This is a genomic window from Massilia oculi, assembly GCF_017582745.1.
GTDB classification, from domain to species: Bacteria; Pseudomonadota; Gammaproteobacteria; order Burkholderiales; family Burkholderiaceae_D; genus Telluria; species Telluria oculi_A.
Window position 1 is genome coordinate 131,569 of the sequence record NZ_JAFVIM010000001.1, and the last position, 19,953, is coordinate 151,521.

A 19,953-nucleotide genomic window follows, 5' to 3' on the forward strand; every position below is an offset into this window, starting at 1 on the left:
CCGCGCTCAGGCCAGCGCCCGTAGCGCCGCCACCAGCCGATCGACCTGCGCCTCTTGCGTGAAGATCGCCGGCGTCACCCGCACGCAGGCGCCGGACGCCAACCCATCGCGCATGACGGCGAACACGCCGTGCTCCTGCAGCAGCCGCTTCGACAGCGCGATATTGTCCGCCACCGAGGTCTTGCCGCGCAGGCGGAACGAGGCGATCGCGCTGGTCAGGCGCTGGTCGGGTGAGGCCAGCACCTCGATGCCGGCGATCTCCCGCGCCGCCTCCACCCAGCGGTTGCGCAGGTGGTGCAGGCGCGCCTGTTTATTGGCCACGCCGATCCGCGCATGGATTTCCAGCGCCAGCGGCAAGGCCAGGTAGGCGGCGAAGTTGACGGTGCCGGTATGCACCCGGGTGCGGATATCAATGCCGTCCTGCTCGCCCATATAGGGATCGATGTCGGCCACCCTGCCGCGCCGGATATAGATCGCGCCCACGCCCACCGGCGCCCCGATCCATTTGTGCAGGTTGATGCCGGCGTAGTCGCAGCCGAGGTCGGGGATGCGCATGTCGAGCTGGCCGAAGCCGTGGGCCGTGTCGACGATGACGCCGATGCCGCGCTCGCGCGCCATGCGCGTGATCTCGGCCACCGGCATGACCATCCCGTTGCGGTGGTTGACGTGGGTGAGCAGCATCATCCTGAGCTTCGGATGGCGCTCCATCGCCTGCGCATAGCAGTCGACCAGCGACTGGACGGTCGCCGTGGCGGCGTCCGGCGCGGCGATCTTGACCACCTCGACGCCGCGCCGCGCCTTCAGCCAGCCCATGGTCGTGATCATATTGTCGTAGTCGACGTCGGCGCACAGCACGGTGTCGCCCGGCCGCAGCCGGTTGTAGCCGCCGATCAGCGCCTGCAGCGCCTCGGTGGCGCCGCGCGTCAGCACGATCTCGTCGCGCCCCACGCCTAGCGCCGTAGCTACCGCGGCGCGCGCCGCCTCGTACTCGGGCGGAAAGCGCAGGCGGCCGTAGAAGGCGTTGCCGTGGTTGACCTCGGCCACGTGACGCTGGTAGGCCGCGACCACCGGACTCGCCATCGAGCCCCAGTAGCCGTTGTCGAGCATCGCCACCTCGTCGGTGACGTCGTAGTGCGCGGCCACGCGGCCCCAATAGGCGTTGTCGCGCGCCAGCGCGCTCGGTGTCAGCGCAGGCGGCGCAATATCGGGCAGCGCCGGCGCCGCGGCCGCCAGCGCGCCTGCCGGCGCCAGCGACGTCGCGAGACCGGCCCGCAGCCAGGCCCGCCGCTGCGGGTCGGGCCGGCTCAAAACTTCACCGTGTAGTCGACGTACAGGTTGCGCCCATCGGTGTCGTACGGCGCATTGCGCGAGTAGATCAGGCCGCGGCTGGCCTGGAATACCGCTTCATCGGGATACTTGTCGAACACATTGTCGACGCCGAAGCGCAGGGTCTGTTTCGGCGTGAGCTTGTAGCTCAGCGCCGCATCGAAGAAGCGCATCGCGCCGAAGCGCTGGAAGATGTCGCCCGTCGCGTTGCCGGTGCTGTCGGTCCAGGCGCCGTAGTGACGCATGCGTCCCAGCGCGCTCCAGGCGCCGCGCTCCCAGGCCGCGCTGACGGTGGCCTTCTGGCGCGGCAGGCGGTCTTCGAAGATCGTGCGCTGGGTCAGGTTGGAGGCGACCGCGGTGCTGCCGTCGTCGACCTGCGTCTTGTTGTAGTTGTAGGCCAGGGTCAGGTTCAATCGGCCGTCTGCGATCCGGCTCAGGTGATTGGCGACGATGTCGATGCCCTGGGTGGTGGTATCGAAGTCGTTGGTGAAGTAGTTGACCGAGGTGTAGCGCAGCGGATTGGCCATCCCGGCCGGCACCGGGAACGAGGCCGAGGTACTGAAACGGTCGCGCAGCTTGATCTGGTACAGGTCGACCGATCCCGACAGGCCCATGGCGCCCTTCCAGGTCAGGCCCAGCGACAGGTTGTCCGATTCCTCGGGCGTGAGGGGCTTGGCGCCGAGCGCCACGGCGATCGGATCGCTCGTCGACAGGCGGCCGCTGGTGAACACCAGCAGGGTGCGGGTGTCGAGGCCCTGGCTGGTGCTGCTGGTATTCAGCTGGCCCGGGGTCGGTGCGCGGAAGCCGGTCGAGAAGGAGCCGCGCACGGCGAGGTCGGGCGTGACCTCATAGCGCGCCGACAGCTTGCCGTTGACGCTGTCCCCGAACTCCGAGAAATCCTCGTAGCGTAGCGCGGCGCCGACCGAGAAGCGTTGGCTGAGCGGCACTTCGACGTCGACGTAGGCCGCGTAGCTGTCCTGGTCCCAGCGGCCGGCCTGGCGGTCGGAAAAGCCCGGCGCGCCGTTGGCGCTCGGGTCGAGCCCGTAGGCGGCGCCGGGGCCGACCGCATACGAGGCCGCCTCGCCCGCGCGCACGCCATAGCGTTCGTTGCGGTACTCGAGGCCGAAGCCGACGTTGACCGGCCGCGCCAGCGCGGCCAGGTTCCACTCGTAATTGAAGTTGGCGTTGACCAGCTTTTCTTCCTGGGTCAGGCGGCCCAGGTCGAAAGCTGTCGGGCTGTTTGGGCCGAGCGAGGCGTTGATCGAATTGTGCAGGCCATAGTCGATGCGGTTGCGGCCATACGATGCACTCAGGTCCCACGCCAGCACCTCGGTGAAGCGGCCGCGCACGCCGGCCAGCACCTGCAGGTCGTCCTGCTCGTTGCTGTACTGAGGGCTGAAGCCGGTCGGGTAGATGCTGCGCACGTCCCAGCCGGGGAATGCTGCGGTTTTGTTATACACACTCCCGCTGGTGTCTGGATTGCGCCAGTTGAAGTCGGACACGCCTTCGCTGCGGCCGAACAGGCCGTAGCTGTAGGCTTCGAGCTCGCCACCCAAGCCCACGCTGGCGCTGTAGCCGATGCGCTGGCTTTCCAGCTCGGGCTGGCCCCAACGCTGCACCGGGTTCGGCACCTGCAGCTCGGGGTGCGCCGCCTGGAAGTCGAGTGCGTCCTGGCGCTGGCGGGTGCGCGAGGTGGGGTCGGCGTCCGCCGCTTCGGCGAACAGGTTGATCCGGCCCGATTCGCCGAACGTGAAGCCATACTTGGCGCGCACGGTATTCGTCTTGCCGTCGTTTTCGCCGTATTGCGAATGCTGGCCGTTGATCTCGCCGCCGGCCGTTTCGTCGAGGATGATGTTGATGACGCCGGCGATCGCATCGGAACCATACTGGGCCGAGGCGCCGTCGCGCAGCACCTCGATGCGCTTGATGGCGCTGGTCGGAATTTGCGCCATGTCGACCGCTTGCGAGCCGCGCGCGCCGAGGAAGGCGCTGCGGTGGAAGCGCTTGCCGTTGACCAGCACCAGGGTCTGGTCCGGCGACAGCCCGCGCAGGGTGGCGGGCCGCACGAAGACCTGGCCGTCGGCCATCGGCAGGCGCTGGACCACGTACGAAGGTACGAGCTGGGCCAGCACGTCGTTCAGGTCGCTTGATTCGACGGCCGCGATCTCTTCGCGGCTGAAGACATCGACCGGCGCCAGGGTGTCGAACTGGGTGCGGTTGCTGGCACGGGTGCCGGTGACGATCACGGCTTGCGGTTCGGCGGCGGCCAGCAGCGGCGCCGCTGCGGTGGAAGTGTTCTGGGCATGCACGCCAACCAGTGCATGGGTCACGCACAGCGCGGCGGCGCTGGCGATCTGGTGTCGTTTGATCTTCATTGCGGTCTTCAGGTTGGATGAAAGAGCTGCCGCGTTCCCACCTGCTGGTGCGGATTTGGCAAGCCGATAGCCTAAAGATGCAATATTTCGTGACTATGAAGTGAAGCATCGCATCACGAAATCGCGCGGGTGATATCCAGAACCAGCTGGCGCTTATATCTGTCCCTGCTGGCGTTATGATTGGCTTCCACCCACACCTGCTGACAAGGACCATGATGGGAAAACTGACTACCCACGTACTCGACACCGCCCACGGCTGCCCGGGCGCCGGCATCCGGGTCGAGCTGTACGCGATCGGCGCCGACGGCCGCACGCTGTTGACAAGCGCGCTGACGAACGACGACGGCCGCTGCGATGCGCCCCTGCTGGAGGCGGCCGAGCTGCAGGCCGGCCAATACGAACTGGTGTTCCACGCCGGCGACTACTACGCGGCGCGCGGCGTCGACCTTCCTGCTCCCCGCTTCCTGGACCGCATCACGCTCGGCTTCGGCATCGCCGACCCTGCCCAGAACTACCACGTGCCGCTGGTGATGACGCCGTGGTCGTATTCGACCTACCGCGGCAGCTAGCAGACTTGCGGGCGTCATTTGGCGTTGATCGGAAGTAAGATACTCATCAAGACCACGATCAAGGATTGACGCCATGCAGCAGCCCGCGCCCGCCGCTTCTTTTTCACCTTCGCCCGGCGACGACGACCTCATCCCAGCCTGGCTCGGCCCCGCGCGCATCGGCATCGGCCTGGCCCAGGGCCTGCTGCTCTACCTGCTGTACACGGCGGCGCAGGACAAGTTTTGGCCCGCCACCGTCCCGCTGCTGTTCGGGCCGCTCGTCATGCTCGGCCTGCTGCTGCCGGTGATCCTGATCAGCGGCCTGGGCCACCTGTCGCGCCGCCAGCTGACCGCGTGGGCGCTGAGCGCGGCCGCCGTCATCGCACTGCTGGCCGCCTACGATATGTGGCGCCGGCTCGGCGGTACGGAATGGGAGGGCGGCAAGCCGTCCGGCATGCTCACCTTGTGCCTGGTGGTCGGCTTCTTCATCGCCCATGCGCTGGTGCTGGCGGCCAGCCGCGAGGGGCGCCGCATCGCGGCGTACGCCAGCTACTTCGAGGTCGCCTGGAAGCTCAACCTGCAGATCCTGTTCTGCCTCGTGTTCGTGGGCGCCACCTGGGCAGTACTGCAACTGGGCGCCGCGCTGTTCGACCTGGTCAAACTGAATTTCCTGAGCTGGGCCATCGGCAAGCCCTGGTTCTTCATTCCCGTCACCGCCTTCGCATTTTCGGTGGCGATGCACCTGACCGACGTCAAGCCCGCCATCGTGCGCGGCATCCGCAACCTGCTGCACGTGCTGCTGTCCTGGATCCTGCCGGTGCTCACCCTGCTGGTGGGCGGCTTCCTGGCCAGCCTGCCGTTCACCGGCCTCGATCCGCTGTGGGCCACCCGCAGCGCCGGCGGCATCCTGCTCAGTGCGGCGGCCGCCTTCGTCATATTGATCAATGCGGCCTACCAGGACGGCGCCAGCCCGCCGGCGCGCGTGCTGGCCGTCTCCGCGCGCATCGCCTGCCTGCTGCTGGTGCCGCTGACCCTGCTCGCCGCCTATGCCCTCGCGCTGCGCGTCGCGGACCACGGCTGGTCGGCCGACCGCGTCATCGCCGCCGCCAGTTTGCTGGTCGCGGCTTGCTATGCCGGCGGCTATGCGGCCGCGGCGCTGCGCCGCGGTTGGCTGCGGACCCTGGCCGGCGTCAATATCGCAGCTGCCTTCGTAGTGCTGGCCGTGCTGGCGCTGCTGCTGTCTCCCATCCTCGATCCGGGCCGCATCGCCGTCAACAGCCAGATGGCGCGCCTGGCCAGCGGCCAGATCAAACTCCCGCAGCTCGATGTCGCCTACCTGTACCACCATGGCGCGCGCTTTGGCCGCGAAGCGATCGCGCAACTGGAAAAAAGCGCCGCGGGAGACGACGCCGGCTGGCTGCGGACGGAGCTGGCACGCCTGCGCCAGTCGCGGGAACCCGGCGCACCTGTCCCTGACCTGAAGGTGGCGGACAACCTGCGCGTCTGGCCGGCGGGTACGCCGCTGCCCGCCGGTTTCGTCGAGTTCGACTGGCGGCAGTTCAAACAACACCTGTACCTGCCTTATTGCCTGCAGCGCCAGGGCGCGATCTGCGACGTTTTCGTGATCGACCTCGGCGGCGATGCCCGGCCAGAAGTCATCCTGGTTGGCGCCGCCAATCACGGCAATGCCGTCCTGCGCCAAGGCGATGGCGGCGCATGGGAATTCGCCGGCGCCTTGCCGCCTGGCCTTGCCGACTGCGCGCCGCTGCTCGATGCCATGCGCGCCGGCAAGCTGCGGGCGGTCGCTCCGGCGGTGGCCGATCTCGAGATCGATGGCAGGCGAATTGAAATCAATCCTCGCCACACGCCATTCAAGTGCGGGGCCGAACCCGCGCCGATCGAAGAGGACGCGCCGCGCTGAGGATAATCGCTATGCTTGAATGTCCGTAATACATTGTTGGAGCGCGAGCACCATGGCATTGCACATCGTCCATTTCATCGGTCCGATCAACCACAACTCCGCCTGCACGGTGCGCAACTGCTGCCTGGAAGCGCTGCAAAAAGGCGCGACCGAGATCGCGCTGCACATCTCGACCGAGGGCGGCAATATGACGGCCGGCTTCGCGCTCTACTTCTTCCTGAAGTCCCTGCCGATCCCGCTCACCACCCACAATATCGGCAGCGTCGAATCGGTCGGCGTGGTGATCTTTTTGGCGGGCCAGAAGCGCTATGCCTGCCCCGGCACGCGCTTCCTGATCCACCCGCTGCACTGGGGTTTCGGCAACCTGGTGGCGGCCGACCATGCGCGCGTGTCGGAGTGGCGCGAGTGCCTGGACTTCGATGCCGAACGCTACGCCAGCATCTTCCGCGAGGCCACCCGCGAAGCGGGACACGAAACCGACATCCGGCCGCACCTGACGGGCCATGCCCGCATCTATACCGCCGAGGAGGCGGTTGGCGCCGGCATCGTCCACGAAGCCGTGCAGGCCAGACTGCCGACGGCGGGGCCAACCTGCCACTGGTGGAACTGAGACCGGCGTGTCTGTGTCACTTCAGCCACATCTGTTGGCAATTTGGCGATAAATCTCGTCAATCGTAATAAAACTGTTGCTGAGCAAATTGGCTGCTGGATAGAATCACCCCCGTCAATGACGGGCGCCCCTGCCTGCTGCCCTTGCCAGCGCCCCTTTTCTAGCAGCCCACGTAACAATCGCAGTACCTCAGATGAAGAAGAACATCCGCGCCGCCCTGCTGGCGCTCTCCCTGCTCGCGCCTGCCGTTTACGCCCAGGACAGCGCCGATGCCAGGCTCGATCCACGCACCGACTACACCGTCAACAACTGGCAATCGCTGACCGCCCGCGACGCGGCGCGTCAAGACGCAAAAGAACCACGCGGCGCCGAGCCCGACCAGGCATGCGCACAGTTCCGCATTTCGGACGACATGAACGCGCGCGCCGGCCGCATCGGCCTGTCGGCATTCATGTCGGCGCCCCACCGCAATCCGGGCGACACCAACACGCTGCAGCGTCCGATGGTCATCGTCCGCACGGCCGACCAGGCCTACGCCGAGGCGCCTTGACACCGCATGACTGGATGGACTGGTCGAACCGACCACGACCATGAAACCTTTGCCAAGACTGTTTCATCAGGGTTAACGCGACCCGCTCCATCCAGCGCAATACACGCTCATCCATTCCGGGCGATCCTGCCCGACATGCCAATTCGTCCACGTGGTACGGACGCATCTCAGCAGCACCAAATCCTTTACAAATTTAGTGCCTGTAGGCATGATCCGTTGGTCCGCCGGCCCGCCCGGCGCCCTTGTCGCTTCCCTTGAGGTTCCCACACACGGCGCATATGGCAGCAGTCCTCCCGAACACGACCACCGGCACGCAACTGTCGGGCCTGGCGCGCGCGCTGGTACAGGCCAATCGCCTGAGCGCCGCGCAGGCGGACATGCTGCACAAGAAGGCGGTCCAGGAGAAGACCGCCTTCATCGACGCCGTGCTCGCCAGCGGCGCGATCGAACCGCGCGCGCTGGCCGCCTTCTGCGCCGAAACCTTCGGCTATCCTCTGCTCGACCTGTCCGCCTTCGCGCCGGAATTCCTGCCCACCAGCGCCATCGACGCCAGGCTGATGCAGGCCCAGCGCGTGATCGCGCTGGCCAAGCGTGGCAACAAGCTGTCGGTCGCGCTGTCGGACCCGACCAATACCCAGGCCCTGGACCAGATCAAGTTCCAGAGCGAGGCGACGGTCGAGCCGGTGATCGTGCCGCACGATGCTCTGCTGACCCTGCTGGCCGCGATCGCCAAGGGCGCCGAACAGGATTTGAGCGAGCTGGCGGGCGACGACGCCGAGATCGAATTCGCCGAGGAAGACCAGCAGTCGGCAACGAACCCGGAAGCCGCCAGCGACGTCGAGGATGCGCCGATCGTGCGCTTCCTGAACAAGATCCTGATGGACGCGGTGCAAATGGGCGCGTCGGACATCCACTTCGAGCCCTACGAAAAATATTACCGGATCCGCCTGCGGGTCGACGGCGTGCTGCGCGACCATGCGATGCCGCCGCTCTCGATCCGCGAAAAACTGGTCTCGCGCATCAAGGTGCTGGCGCGCCTGGACATCGCCGAAAAGCGGGTGCCGCAGGACGGCCGCATGCGGCTGATCCTGTCGGCCACGCGCACCATCGATTTCCGTGTCAGCACCCTGCCCACGCTGTTCGGCGAAAAGACCGTGATGCGTATCCTGGACGCGACCCAGGCCCAGATGGGCATCGACGCGCTCGGCTACGATCCGGACCAGAAGGCGCTGCTGCTGGAGGCGATTACCCGCCCCTACGGCATGGTGCTGGTGACGGGCCCGACCGGTTCGGGCAAGACCGTGTCGCTGTACAGTTGCCTGAATCTGCTGAACAAGCCAGGGATCAATATTTCGACCGCAGAAGACCCGGCCGAGATCAACCTGCCGGGCGTGAACCAGGTCAACGTCAATGAAAAGGCCGGCCTGACCTTCCCGGTAGCGCTGAAATCCTTCCTGCGCCAGGATCCCGACATCATCATGGTCGGCGAGATCCGCGACCTGGAAACCGCCGACATCGCGATCAAGGCCGCCCAGACCGGCCACATGGTGTTCTCGACCCTGCACACCAACGATGCGCCGTCGACCCTGACGCGCCTGATGAACATGGGCGTGGCGCCCTTTAATATCGCCTCGTCGGTGATCCTGATCACGGCCCAGCGCCTGGCGCGGCGCCTGTGCAGCTGCAAGCAGCCGCTCGAGATCAGCCGCGAAGCCCTGCTGGCCGCCGGCTACCGCGACAGCGACCTGGACGGCGACTGGCGGCCCTATGGCCCGGTCGGCTGCGACCGCTGCCTGGGTTCGGGCTACAAGGGGCGCGTCGGCATCTACCAGATCATGCCGATCTCCCCTAGTATCGAGGCGCTGATCCTGGCCAACGGCAATTCCATGGAGATCGCGGCCCAGGCCGAGAAGGAAGGCGTCAACTCCTTGCGCCGCTCGGGCCTGCTGAAAGTGAAACAGGGGCTGACCAGCCTTGAAGAAGTGCTTGGCTGCACCAACGAATAAGACCGGACAGGAACACGAACAATGGCAACATCCCCCCAACCCAAGAGCCGCGGCGCGCAGGTCAAGGAGAACGTGTACGCCTGGGAAGGCAAGGACAAGACCGGTCGCGTCGTGCGCGGCGAAGTGCGCGCCGGCGGAGAGGCGATCGTCAACGTGACCCTGCGCCGCCAGGGCATCATGGTCACCAAGGTCAAGAAGAAGGTCTACCGCAGCGGCAAGAAAATCACCGACAAGGACCTGACCATGTTCACGCGCCAGCTCGCGACCATGATGAAGGCCGGCGTGCCGCTGCTGCAATCGTTCGACATCGTCGGCAAGGGCCACAGCAACCCGTCGATGGCCAAGCTGATCCAGGACCTGCGCAACGACGTCGAGACCGGCACCAGCCTGAACCGCGCCTTCCGCAAGTTCCCGCTGTACTTCGATCCGCTATTCTGCAATCTGGTCGGCGCCGGCGAACAGGCCGGCATCCTGGAAGACCTGCTGACGCGCCTGGCGATCTACAAGGAAAAGACGCTGGCGCTCAAGGGCAAGATCAAGTCGGCCCTGACCTATCCGATCGCGATCCTGGCGGTGGCCCTGGTCGTCACCGCCGTGATCATGATCTGGGTGGTGCCGGCCTTCAAGCAAGTGTTCTCGAGCTTCGGCGCCGACTTGCCGACCCCGACCGTGGTGGTGATGGCGATCTCGGACTTCGTGGTGGAGTGGTGGTACATCATCTTCGGCTCGCTGTTCGCCGGGCTGTACCTGTTCTTCCAGGCCTGGCGCCGCTCGCTCAGGATGCAGCAGGTGATGGACCGCCTGCTGCTGCGCCTGCCGATCTTCGGCAGCGTCATCCGCAAGGCCACCATCGCGCGCTGGACGCGCACCCTGTCGACCATGTTCGCGGCCGGCGTGCCGCTGGTGGAAGCGCTCGACTCGGTCGGCGGGGCCTCGGGCAATGCGGTCTACCTGGAGGCCACGCGCAAGATCCAGAACGAGGTCAGCACGGGCACCAGCCTGACCGCTTCGATGCAGAATTCGGACGTGTTCCCGAACCTCGTGATCCAGATGGTGCAGATCGGAGAAGAGTCGGGATCGCTCGACGCGATGCTGGGGAAGGTGGCGGATTTCTTCGAGGATGAAGTGGATGAGGCGGTGGCGGCGTTGTCGTCGCTGATGGAGCCGCTGATCATGGTGATTCTTGGGGTGTTGATTGGTGGGTTGGTGGTGGCGATGTATTTGCCGATCTTCAAGCTGGGGTCGGTAGTGTAAGAGGGGAGCGGCCTGTGGCGCGCGGGCCGAACTGTCAGTAGGTCCGCGCCCTGAACGTTTTTGATCACGCCGTTTTTTAACGTTTTTTATGTAGCAAAAATGTTTTTGTGCGAGACGCAGCCCGTTTAAACACTTTTGATCGGGTCTCGGCACAAACAATGGATACCAGTGATCGTCTTGTTGGCTATCTCAGCACTGTCCTGATCCCGCGCGCTGCCCATTCAAGAATTGCCCTCAGCAGCACACTTCCCGTCGCCCACGGCCGCTGCCGATCAAGCCCGCGCCGCCCCATCCGCTGCGGCAGGAAGAACCGCCCAAACGCCGACAGCCCACTCCCCCGCATGATCCAGAAACACCCTCCCGCATACGTCGTATCGAACCCATCCTCCGCCCGCAGCAGGTAAAGCGCCGTCCCCGAACACATCGCCACGTCGGCCTGCGCGTCGCGCGCCAGCAGGCGCAGGCCGCGAAGATAAGACAACTCGAGCGTCTGCCGCAGATCGGGCAACGCGAGCACGAGCGGACGCAGCAAACGCAAGCGCTCCAGCAGCCGCGGCAAGCCGTGCAACCGCTCCCCCGCCCGCTCGCGATACCTGAGAAAAGCCTCCTTCAACTCCGCCACCGTCGCCTGCGCCGGACGCGCCAGCGGCTCGGGCCGGTCGCGCCAGCAGCGCATCCAGTGCGCCAGCGCCTGCTCGTGCCGGGCCGCCAGGCTGGCCGGGCTGTCGAATTCGAGGTCGAAGCGCGCCCCCGGCTGCAAGAAGCGGATGATGCCGCGCTGCGCTTCGAGCCGCGGCGCCTCCAGCACGCCCAGCGGTGTACGGCGGCCGTGGTTGAGCCAGGCATTGTCGACCCGGCTGAAGCGGGCAAATGACGCGACCGGCACGATCAGTCGCGGCCTGAAGGTCTCGGCCTGCAAGGCCAGGCGCTCGATGCCCTGCTCGGCCGCCGCTTCACGCCGGGCGAAGTCGTCGGGATTGCCGCACCAGGCCATGTCGGCAAAGCCCGTCAGCAGCACATCGACGCGCTCATTGGCCCTGCGCAGGCGCTCGGCGGCGGCGCTGCAGGCGGCGCGGGTGGCGAGCGCGCGCTCGCCCAGGTGCAGCAGCGTGCGCCGGCCGCAACGGACCAGGCACCAGGAGTCGCCTTCGCCGTTCGCAAACGCCGTCAGGCGCAGGTCGCGCGCCAGGGTGCGCGGCTGCCCTTCAGGGCATTCGGACATGGCGAAACGGTTGCGCCGCAGCTCGGCGTGCAGGCGCCAGTCGCGGCCCTGGCGATACAGGAAGGTGGCGATGCCGCGAAACTCGGCGCGAAAGCGGCGCAGGAAAGGCGCCGACAGGCGATCGGGCTGGGCGCGCGAACACCAGATAAACACCGGCAAGCCGCTTGCATTCAGCTCGGCAATCAGCTTGCCGGTATTGGTGGAACGATCGAGCAGGCTCCATGCATCGTTCAGCACCGTGCCGTCCAGCCAGGGGTCGGCCAGCAGCAGCGCATGGTCGGTGCGCAGCAGGAAACCGGCGTGGTTCAGGAAGGTGAAGGTCGGGCTCGGCATGGCGGCATGGCGGCGGTAGGCTCGGCTTCAGCCTATCGCCACGCAGCGCGCCATCCATGAGGCACCGCAATCGTGTTGCAGTGCCGTACACGCAAGATCAGACCGGAATTGCCTCGATCAAGAGCGCCTGCTCAAACCCGATCTTGAGCTTGTTGCTGGACGCGCTCACTTCGCCCAGGTCGCGGTCTTCCACATAATCGCGCACGCGGTAGCGGCCTTCCTTCAAGCCGCGCAGCTCGACCTGGCCCGACCACTCCTTCGCATAGAAGGCAAAGTACAACCGCCCATCCTTTTCGACCGCATGGGTTTCCGGCTTGTCGAAGCCGATGTCGTACAGTTCCCCGCGATACTGGCCCTTGGGCAGCATCTTGTCCTTGTAGATGCCGATCCACTTGCGCCACTTCGCTTCCTTGACCGCCGTGAGCAGGTAGCTATCCTTCGGCTTCGGGTCTTCGGGCCAGGTGAACTTGGTCGAGACCACCGCGCCGATGCCCACCGACGACGCGAAATCGTCGCCGCCATCGCTGAGCTCGACGTGGTCGCCCGCGTAAGCCGCGGTCGGCCCCATCAGGGCTTTCAGGGTCTTGCCCTTGTGCCGCACCTGCCACGAGGACAGCGGGTCGGACGACGGCGCCTGGTTGGTATAGGGCAGCGTATGGAAGGCATACGAGGTGCCGCAGGGGCAGAACTCGACCACCGCCTTGGGGTTGATCTCGCGCGCGGTGTCGTACACCATCTTCCAGAAGTCCTGCAGCTTTTCGAAGGACTCTTCCGGACGCGCGTGATTGTGCGCCGGGTTGTGGCATGGCGCTACACCATTCAAGTGCTGGCCGTCGAGCTTCAGGCCCTCGTAGCCCCACTCGCCGATGATCTTGCGCACCAGCGCGCGGGTCTGCTCGATCACCGGTTCATAGGCCGGGCACAGGGTCAGGGCGTTCCACCAGGTGACGAATTGCGGCGCGCCGTTCTCGTCCAGCAGCAGCTGGTCGGTGTGCTGGTGCAGCAGGTCGGTGCCCGGATCGGCCGCCAGCGGCGCCAGCCACAGGCGCGCCTTCAGGCCGGCGCCGTGGATGTCGTCCACCAGCTTCTTCATGTCCTCTTCGCCGCGCGCGAACTTCTTGCGGTCGATCTTCCAGTCGCCTTCATTGGTTTGCCAGCCATCGTCCAGCACCGCCCATTCCAGGCCCAGTTCCTTGGCCTTGGCCAGGGTGCCGGTCATCAGCGGGATCGTGAAGTCGCGCTCATAGCCCCAGGCGCACCAGATCGGCTCGTACGATTCCTCGCCCGCCTGCGGCGCCGCCAGGCCGCGCTCGGCCATCACCAGGCGGTAGCGGTCCAGGGCCGCGAAATAGTCGCCCGTGTGCACGGTGACGAAGGTGTCCAGGGTCGTCAGCTCCTGACCCGGTTGCAGCACCACGGCTTGTTCGAACTCGATCGCCAGCGCGGCGCCGGCCTTCACCTGCCGCACCGGCAGCGCCACCAGGCGCGGCACGGTGTCGAGATGGCCCACGGCGATGCCATGCTCGGGCTGCCAGACGTCGGCCACCGGCGTGCCGCCGCCGTAGTCGGACGAGTTCATGCCCATGAAGTTGCGCTGGTCGAAGCCGTCCTTGAGCGGCTGCACCCAGTCGCGCCGGTCGGCATGCGACGAGCCGGAGAAGGTCCAGAAGCCGCGGCCTGGGGCGCGCCTGGCCGGCAGCAGCGTGTAGCCGTTGTTCGACCAGGCCTCGACCGGCAGCGCGGTCTGGCCATTGTTACGGTAGCTCACGCGCAGCAGGGCCAGGCCCGGGTGGCGTTCGTAGAAGGTGACCAGCACGGTCTTCTCGACGCCTTCTTTCGATACGCCCGTCAGGCGATGGCGCACGCCCGCTCCGTGCGGACCATCGACGCGGTCGACCGCCTGCGCGCCGAGCGCGAAGCTGTCGATCCAGCGCCCGCCCGTCACGCGCAGCCGTTCGCTGGCGTGGAAGCCCGTGACCGCAGTGGCCGCACTGCCCTTGCGCGCCAGCAGGCGGCTCTTCATCTGGCCGTCGAATTCGAGTCCCAGGGCGGCGTCGCCGATGCGCGCCACGTTTTTACCCTGGGGCGCGGCCACGGCCACGCCGGCGCCGGCGCCCATGCCGGTCGCCACGGCCGATCCGGCCAGCCACTGCAACAGGGTGCGGCGACGCTCGCTATGCACTTCGGTCATCTTGTCTCCTTGCTTGGTAAGACTACACAGCCGGCGCCGGCCGGCCGAGCCGCCCTACACCAGCACCACTTGCGCGCCGCGCGAGCGCAGCGCCTCGACCATCTCCGCCGGCACGCCGGCATCGGTGATGATCTGGTCGATCTGTTCGATCGTCGCGATCATGGACAGGCTGCGCCGTCCGATCTTCGACGAGTCGCCCACCGCCACCACGCGGCGCGCGATGCCCAGCATGCGCGAATTCAGGCGCGCTTCGAGCAGGTGCGGCGTCATCACGCCGATCTCCGGATCCAGGCCGTCGAAGCCCAGGAACAGGATGTCGGCATGCAGGCCTTCCAGCCCCTGCTCGGCCTGCGGGCCGCCCAGCGAATACGAGCTGGGGCGCAGCACGCCGCCGAGCATGATCAGGGTCACGTGCGGCGCGCCGGCCAGCAGCACGGCGATGTTCAGCGCATTGGTGATCACGTTCACCGACTGCAGCTTCAGGCCGCGGATCTGCTTGGCGATTTCGGCGGTCGTCGTGCCCGAGTCGAGCACGATGGTCTGCCCTTCCCCGATCAGCTTGACCGCTTCTTCCGCGATGCGGACCTTTTCGGCGCGGTGCAGCGACTGCTTGACGCCGATCGGCAAGTCCTCGTCGGCGCGCTGGGCCAGGGCCCCGCCGCGGGTGCGCACCACCGCGCCGACCTCGGCCAGCACGTTCAGGTCGGCGCGCACCGTCACCAGCGAGATGCCGAACATCTCCGACAGCTCGGCCACCGTCACCCGCCCGCGCTCGGCCACCATCTCGCGGATCTTGCGGCGCCGTTCCGCCACCAGCAGATCCTGGTCGGGCGCGGCTTCTGGGGGCTTGCCTTCGTTACCGTTCGAAACTTTCGCTTCTGTTTTTTTTGCCTGCTTCATTTTCATCCATCCCGCGCCGGTTCGCCGCCGCGGCTCCGTTATATACGTCATTATTGCTTCATTAACGGATTGATGATACAGGATGAAAATGCAAGAAACGAAAGTTCAGACTATTTTTTAATCCCCTTCTCACTTACGTATGAAGCCCGCATGGTCACGCTTTCCAGGCGCCGGCGAACACGCGCTCGGCATTCAGGCGGAACAGCTTGTCGGCCACCGCCTTCGGCAGCGCCAGACCGCGCACGACGCCGTCGAGGTCCGGCGTGGTGAGTTCGTCGTCGGTATTGAAATAGCGCCAGTCGCGCCGCCATACGCCGTCCAGGTCGGACACGAAATCGGCCTGGCTCTGCTCCGTCGACTGGGCCAGGTCGGAGCCGTACATCAGGCGGTCCTGATAGGTGATGAAGAACTGCCGCACCCGCTCGCGGTCGCGCTGCGACTGGTACTGGATCTGGCCGATGCGCGCCGCGATGTCCACATTGGCCGTCGGATTGCGGTCCAGGAAGCGCGCCAGCTCGTCCACGTTCCACTCCAGCGAGGCCATGTGCACGCCGACGAAACGCAGACGCGGATGGCTGGCCAGCAGGCGGTCGCGCGCGCCCATCTGGTCTTCGTAGCTCGGCATCTTCGGCTGCTTGTACATGTGGTATTGCGGGTGGTTCTTGAAGTATTCGCGGTCGTTCTTGGTCGTCATCTTCTCCAGTGGCAGCCAGCAGTTGTGCGGCTCGCCCTGGTGACCCACCAGCAGCACGTCGCGCTCTTCAAAAGCGTCAAACAGCGGCTTGATGCGGGCGTCGTCGACCATCACCAGCTTGCCCTGCGCGTCGCGCTCCGACATGCCGATGTTCTTCCACACCTTGACGCCCACCGCGCCATCCTGCAGCGCCGCATCCAGCCGGTGCAGGGTCGCCGGAATCCACGCCGGCTGCAGCAGGTTGTCGGCGCTGAAGCTGGCGATCCAGCCGACCGTGGCCGGATGCTCGTGGTGCAGCTTGCTGGCCACGCGCTGCTGCTGTTCCAGCGCCGGGAACACCGGATAATCGACATTGATCGTCAGTGCGCGGAAATTGACCTTGCGCGCCAGCTCCAGGAACGGGCTCTGTTCGAGGCCGTGCAAGTGCAGGTGGGCGTCGATCTTGGCCACGCTCTCGTAATCCTGCATGGTGTAGCTGTCGGCAGCCAGCGCGCCGATCGGCGCTGCCAGCGCGGCAAGGATGGTGCAAAGAAGGCGGATGCGCATATGTGCTCCTGTCTATCGGGTCTGGGAGGCGAGGCGCTCCAGCGCGGTCTCGCTCAATGGCTGCCCGGCGCTGCGGGCGGCGTACAGGGCGGCGCCGAGCACCGGGGCCAGCCGCGGCGCCTGCAGGCAATAGGGCCTGGCGCAGGCGGCCAGCGCCTGCTCGAACGGCGCGCGCAGCAGGCTGCCGTCGCCGAACAGCCCGCCCGTGTAGGACACGGGCAGCGCCAGTCCTGGATCGACGTCGAGCCGGTCGCGCACCGCGTCGACCATCGCGACCAGTTCGCGCGCGGCGTCGACGAAGATGGCGCGCGCCTGCTCGTCGCCCAGGGCCACCGCCTCGGACACCAGGCGCGCCAGCTGCGCGATGCGGCTGCGATCGCCGCCAAGCTCGCCGTACACCACGGCGCACAGGTCGAGATCGTCCTCCAGCGCCAGCCGCTCGCGCACCAGGCCGTACAGGGCGCCCTTGGGCGCGCGGCCGTCGCTCATGCGCGAGAACAGGGTCAGGCCGGAGCGCGCGATCCAGTGGGCCGAACCCTCATCGCTGAACAGCTCTCCCCAGCCGCCGGCGCGCGCCTGGCGGCCGGCGACTTCGCCATAGGCCATCGAGCCGGTGCCGGCGATCACGCTGATGCCGTCCATGCAGGCCAGCGAACCGGCCCAGCTGCACACCATGTCGTTGCCGCACAGGGTGCGCTCGGGGCCGAGGATGGCGCCGGCCGCCGCATCGAGCTCGCGCTGGGCCGCGCGGTCCTCGCCATACGCCGGCAGGCCGAAGAAGGCGTAGGTTACCGCTCCGCCATCGACGCCGGCCGTGGACAGCAGCGCCTGCACGCCACCCCGCAGGGTCGCCGCCACGGCGGGCATGCCTTGGTCGACGTGATAGGTGCTGCCTTCTTCATGGCGCGCCAGCACGCTGCCGTGCGCGTCGATCAGCGCGAACGCGGTCTTGGTGCCGCCGCCGTCAACCCCGAGGAACATCGGCGGCCTCGCTATCGAATGGGTAGATCGTCACGCCGCGCACGACGCGGTTGACGGTGCCGGACATGCTCGGCGTATCCGGGCGCACGCCCAGCGACAGCGAGCGCAGGAAGGCGAAGCCCTGGCAGAACACGATAAAGGGAAGCGCCAGTTCCAGGTCGTGCGCATCGTCCGCGCCGGAGAACACGAAGTCATCCTCGCCGGCCACGCCATCCTGGCGCGCGCTCAGGGCCAGCACGCGGCCGGCGCGGCGGTCGCCGCGCAGCTCGCGCAGCAGGTCGAGGTCGTAGCGGCGCGCCTGCGGATCGTTCGACAGCAGCACCACCACCAGGGTGCGGTCGTCGACGATGGTCTTGGGGCCGTGGCGGAAGCCCAGCGGCGAATCGTGGATCGCCACCACCTGGCCGTCGGTCAGCTCCAGCAGTTTCAGCGCGGCTTCGCGCGCCAGGCCGCGCAGCTCGTTGCTGCCGAGGTAGACCACGCGCTTGAAGTCCTGCGCCACCAGCTGGGCCAGCAGCGGCAGCGCGCGCTCGCCCACCTGCGTCGCCGCCGACGCCACGCGGGCGGCGACACCAGGCGCCAGCACCCGGAACGCCAGCGCCGCCGCCAGCAGCATCGAGGTGAAGCTGGTCGTCATCGCGAAGCCGCGGTCGTGGGTGGCGTCGGGCAGCAGGATCGCCAGCGCATTGGCGCGGTCCTGGGTCATGCGGTACAGCTGGCCCTCTTCGTTGCAGGTGATCACCAGGTGGTAGACGTCGTCCACCAGCTGGTCGGCCAGCTGCACCGCCGCCACGCTTTCCGGGCTGCTGCCGGAACGGGCGAACGACACCACCAGGGTCGGCGCGCCGCGCTGGAAATAACGGTCCGGGCCCGACACCAGGTCGGTGGTCGGCACCGCCTCGGCGCGCCGGCCCTGGCGCAGCAGGCCGGGCGCCAGGCATTCGCCGATGAAGGCCGAGGTGCCGGCGCCGGCCATCACGATGCGCAGTTCCGGACGCGCCAGCAAGGGCGCCAGGAAGGCGTCGATCTGCGCGCGCTGCGCGGCCACCAGCGCATCGATCTGCGGCCACACGCCCGGCTGCTGCGCGATCTCGCGCGCCGTCACGCCGCCGCCCAGCGCATCGAGGCGGGCCACATCCTGTCCAAACAACTCACTGCCGCCTTGCACGGCATCCTGTACTGCTTGCATGTTCACTGCTCCCTAGGTTCGGCGCCCGGCTGGCAGGCGCGCATATATTGGCGCAGCACGCGGGCTACCCCTTCTTTCAATAGCGCGAGCGGCGTGTTGCTCACCCGGCCCTCGCGCACCGCTTCGTAATGGAATGGCAGGTACTGGCTCAGCAAGGTGAGCGGCGCCGGATGGCGCTCCAGGTTCGCCACCAGCGCCGCCTGCGCGGCCTGGATGCGCGGGTGCGGCCAGTAGTAGCGGATCCGGTCGCTCAGGCTGTACTGCTGGTCGAACAGCAGCTTGCCGGCGTCGTGGTAGTACTTGCGCCAGTAATCCGGCTCGGCGCGCATCACGTCCAGCACCACTTCCTTGAAGCCGCTCTCGCCTTGCACGCCCATTTCAGCCTCGATGTCGGCCAGCGCCCACAAGGTCTCGCGCAGCGCGAAGGTCAGGCCGGGGCCGACCTTCAAGATGGCGAAGTGGTCGCGCACCAGCGCCTGCAGCAGGCCGGGCGTCTGGTAGTCGGTCGAGTGGGCCTCGAACACCATTGTCGGCTCGCCCTCGATGAAGCGGCTCAACGCCTGCGCCTTTTCCGGGCGGTAGTCGATCACCTTGTGGTGGTCGAATTCGACGCCCGGCTGCACCACCAGGCCGATCACGCGCGGCCACGCTGCTTCCAGGCCGGCGGCGTTGAAAGCCGCCCGATGCGCCGCGATGGTCAGCGCCGCCGCCTCCGGCGTGGTCACGGCCAGCTCGTCCAGCTCTTCGTGGGCGCCGCCCGGCACCGGCACTTCGGTGCCGACGATATACACCGGCGCCTCGCCGCCCGCGCGCTGCCAGGCGCGCTCGGCCACCAGGCCCAAGCGTGCGGCGCGTTCGGCCACGACTTCGTCCGGCAGCGGCACCGGGTCGCCCGCGCACGACATCGAGCAATCGAGGTGGATCTTGCGGAAGCCCGCGGCGACGTATTGGTCGATCAGCACCTCGGACTTGGCCATCGCGCCGGCGGCAGGCTCGCCCTGCCAGCAGTTCGGGCCCAGGTGGTCGCCCCCCAGCAGGATGCGCTCGCGTGGAAAGCCCACCTTGTCGGCGATGCCGAACACGAAGTCGCGGAAGGCGGCCGGCGTCATGCCGGTATAGCCGCCATCCTGGTTGACCTGGTTCGAGGTGGCCTCGACCAGCACCGGGCCGTCGGCCTCGAGACCGGTCTCGAAGGCGGCCTCGATCACCAGCGGGTGCGCCGAACACACTGAATGGATGCCCACGGGCTGGCCCGCGTGATGGCGTTGGACGAGGTCGAGAAGCACTTGCATTGTCGTTGACTCCAG

General features: G+C 67.1%; 15 protein-coding genes. 6 read left to right on the forward strand and 9 right to left on the reverse strand.

The window, feature by feature from the left end; translation table 11 throughout:
• Positions 1–6: 6 nt before the first annotated feature.
• Positions 7–1,308, reverse strand: coding sequence for an aminotransferase class V-fold PLP-dependent enzyme (locus J3U95_RS00590; protein WP_208276784.1), 1,302 nt, complete (start codon positions 1,306–1,308; stop codon positions 7–9).
• Positions 1,305–3,701 (reverse strand): TonB-dependent receptor plug domain-containing protein, encoded by a 2,397-nt coding sequence (locus J3U95_RS00595; RefSeq protein ID WP_208276785.1) that lies wholly within the window; start codon positions 3,699–3,701, stop codon positions 1,305–1,307. Before J3U95_RS00595 ends, J3U95_RS00590 begins: the two co-directional genes overlap by 4 nt.
• Positions 3,702–3,916: 215 nt before the next feature.
• Between J3U95_RS00595 and uraH the strand changes: the two genes are divergently transcribed.
• The 6 genes from uraH to J3U95_RS00625 all read left to right on the forward strand — a co-directional run bounded on the left by uraH (position 3,917) and on the right by J3U95_RS00625 (position 10,590).
• Positions 3,917–4,270, forward strand: coding sequence for a hydroxyisourate hydrolase (gene uraH / locus J3U95_RS00600; RefSeq protein WP_208276786.1), 354 nt, complete (start codon positions 3,917–3,919; stop codon positions 4,268–4,270).
• A 73-nt stretch (positions 4,271–4,343) separates the two neighbouring features.
• Positions 4,344–6,170 (forward strand): DUF4153 domain-containing protein, encoded by a 1,827-nt coding sequence (locus tag J3U95_RS00605; protein WP_208276787.1) that lies wholly within the window; start codon positions 4,344–4,346, stop codon positions 6,168–6,170.
• Between the two features lie 52 nt (positions 6,171–6,222).
• The gene (locus J3U95_RS00610) at positions 6,223–6,780 is read left to right on the forward strand and encodes a ClpP family protease (RefSeq protein WP_208276788.1); all 558 of its coding nucleotides are present in this window, start codon (positions 6,223–6,225) and stop codon (positions 6,778–6,780) included.
• A gap of 193 nt (positions 6,781–6,973) precedes the next feature.
• Complete coding sequence (locus J3U95_RS00615) at positions 6,974–7,330, forward strand: hypothetical protein (RefSeq protein ID WP_208276789.1); 357 nt, start codon at positions 6,974–6,976, stop codon at positions 7,328–7,330.
• Positions 7,331–7,608: 278 nt separating this feature from the next.
• On the forward strand, positions 7,609–9,336 hold the full coding sequence (gene pilB / locus J3U95_RS00620; protein WP_208276790.1) for a type IV-A pilus assembly ATPase PilB: 1,728 nt from the start codon (positions 7,609–7,611) through the stop codon (positions 9,334–9,336).
• 21 nt (positions 9,337–9,357) lie between these two features.
• Complete coding sequence (locus tag J3U95_RS00625; protein WP_208276791.1) at positions 9,358–10,590, forward strand: type II secretion system F family protein; 1,233 nt, start codon at positions 9,358–9,360, stop codon at positions 10,588–10,590.
• A gap of 184 nt (positions 10,591–10,774) precedes the next feature.
• Here the strand turns inward: J3U95_RS00625 and J3U95_RS00630 are convergent, their stop codons facing one another.
• The 7 genes from J3U95_RS00630 to J3U95_RS00660 all read right to left on the reverse strand — a co-directional run bounded on the left by J3U95_RS00630 (position 10,775) and on the right by J3U95_RS00660 (position 19,938).
• Positions 10,775–12,145 carry a hypothetical protein gene (locus J3U95_RS00630; RefSeq protein WP_208276792.1) on the reverse strand — a complete coding sequence of 457 codons (1,371 nt, stop codon included), beginning with the start codon at positions 12,143–12,145 and terminating at the stop codon, positions 10,775–10,777.
• Between the two features lie 97 nt (positions 12,146–12,242).
• Positions 12,243–14,336 carry a glycoside hydrolase family 36 protein gene (locus tag J3U95_RS00635; protein WP_208276793.1) on the reverse strand — a complete coding sequence of 698 codons (2,094 nt, stop codon included), beginning with the start codon at positions 14,334–14,336 and terminating at the stop codon, positions 12,243–12,245.
• A 54-nt stretch (positions 14,337–14,390) separates the two neighbouring features.
• Entirely contained in the window at positions 14,391–15,236 is an 846-nt protein-coding gene (locus tag J3U95_RS00640) for a DeoR/GlpR family DNA-binding transcription regulator (protein ID WP_208276794.1), read from the reverse strand.
• Between the two features lie 154 nt (positions 15,237–15,390).
• A complete protein-coding gene (locus J3U95_RS00645) occupies positions 15,391–16,476 on the reverse strand; it encodes an amidohydrolase family protein (protein WP_208276795.1) in 1,086 nt (361 codons plus the stop codon).
• A gap of 12 nt (positions 16,477–16,488) precedes the next feature.
• Complete coding sequence (locus J3U95_RS00650) at positions 16,489–17,457, reverse strand: N-acetylglucosamine kinase (protein WP_208276796.1); 969 nt, start codon at positions 17,455–17,457, stop codon at positions 16,489–16,491.
• Entirely contained in the window at positions 17,441–18,646 is a 1,206-nt protein-coding gene (locus J3U95_RS00655) for an SIS domain-containing protein (RefSeq protein WP_208276797.1), read from the reverse strand. Before J3U95_RS00655 ends, J3U95_RS00650 begins: the two co-directional genes overlap by 17 nt.
• A gap of 2 nt (positions 18,647–18,648) precedes the next feature.
• Entirely contained in the window at positions 18,649–19,938 is a 1,290-nt protein-coding gene (locus J3U95_RS00660; RefSeq protein ID WP_208276798.1) for a D-tagatose-bisphosphate aldolase, class II, non-catalytic subunit, read from the reverse strand.
• Positions 19,939–19,953 lie beyond the last annotated feature (15 nt).

What these genes read in the sequence shown, in the direction of transcription:
- J3U95_RS00595 (WP_208276785.1), bottom strand. Translation starts at nt 3,701, where the DNA reads ATGAAGATCAAACGACACCAGATCGCCAGCGCCGCCGCGCTGTGCGTG.
- uraH (WP_208276786.1), top strand. Translation starts at nt 3,917, where the DNA reads ATGGGAAAACTGACTACCCACGTACTCGACACCGCCCACGGCTGCCCG.
- J3U95_RS00605 (WP_208276787.1), top strand. Translation starts at nt 4,344, where the DNA reads ATGCAGCAGCCCGCGCCCGCCGCTTCTTTTTCACCTTCGCCCGGCGAC.
- J3U95_RS00610 (WP_208276788.1), top strand. Translation starts at nt 6,223, where the DNA reads ATGGCATTGCACATCGTCCATTTCATCGGTCCGATCAACCACAACTCC.
- J3U95_RS00615 (WP_208276789.1), top strand. Translation starts at nt 6,974, where the DNA reads ATGAAGAAGAACATCCGCGCCGCCCTGCTGGCGCTCTCCCTGCTCGCG.
- pilB (WP_208276790.1), top strand. Translation starts at nt 7,609, where the DNA reads ATGGCAGCAGTCCTCCCGAACACGACCACCGGCACGCAACTGTCGGGC.
- J3U95_RS00625 (WP_208276791.1), top strand. Translation starts at nt 9,358, where the DNA reads ATGGCAACATCCCCCCAACCCAAGAGCCGCGGCGCGCAGGTCAAGGAG.
- J3U95_RS00630 (WP_208276792.1), bottom strand. Translation starts at nt 12,145, where the DNA reads ATGCCGAGCCCGACCTTCACCTTCCTGAACCACGCCGGTTTCCTGCTG.
- J3U95_RS00635 (WP_208276793.1), bottom strand. Translation starts at nt 14,336, where the DNA reads ATGACCGAAGTGCATAGCGAGCGTCGCCGCACCCTGTTGCAGTGGCTG.
- J3U95_RS00640 (WP_208276794.1), bottom strand. Translation starts at nt 15,236, where the DNA reads ATGAAGCAGGCAAAAAAAACAGAAGCGAAAGTTTCGAACGGTAACGAA.
- J3U95_RS00645 (WP_208276795.1), bottom strand. Translation starts at nt 16,476, where the DNA reads ATGCGCATCCGCCTTCTTTGCACCATCCTTGCCGCGCTGGCAGCGCCG.
- J3U95_RS00650 (WP_208276796.1), bottom strand. Translation starts at nt 17,457, where the DNA reads ATGTTCCTCGGGGTTGACGGCGGCGGCACCAAGACCGCGTTCGCGCTG.
- J3U95_RS00655 (WP_208276797.1), bottom strand. Translation starts at nt 18,646, where the DNA reads ATGCAAGCAGTACAGGATGCCGTGCAAGGCGGCAGTGAGTTGTTTGGA.
- J3U95_RS00660 (WP_208276798.1), bottom strand. Translation starts at nt 19,938, where the DNA reads ATGCAAGTGCTTCTCGACCTCGTCCAACGCCATCACGCGGGCCAGCCC.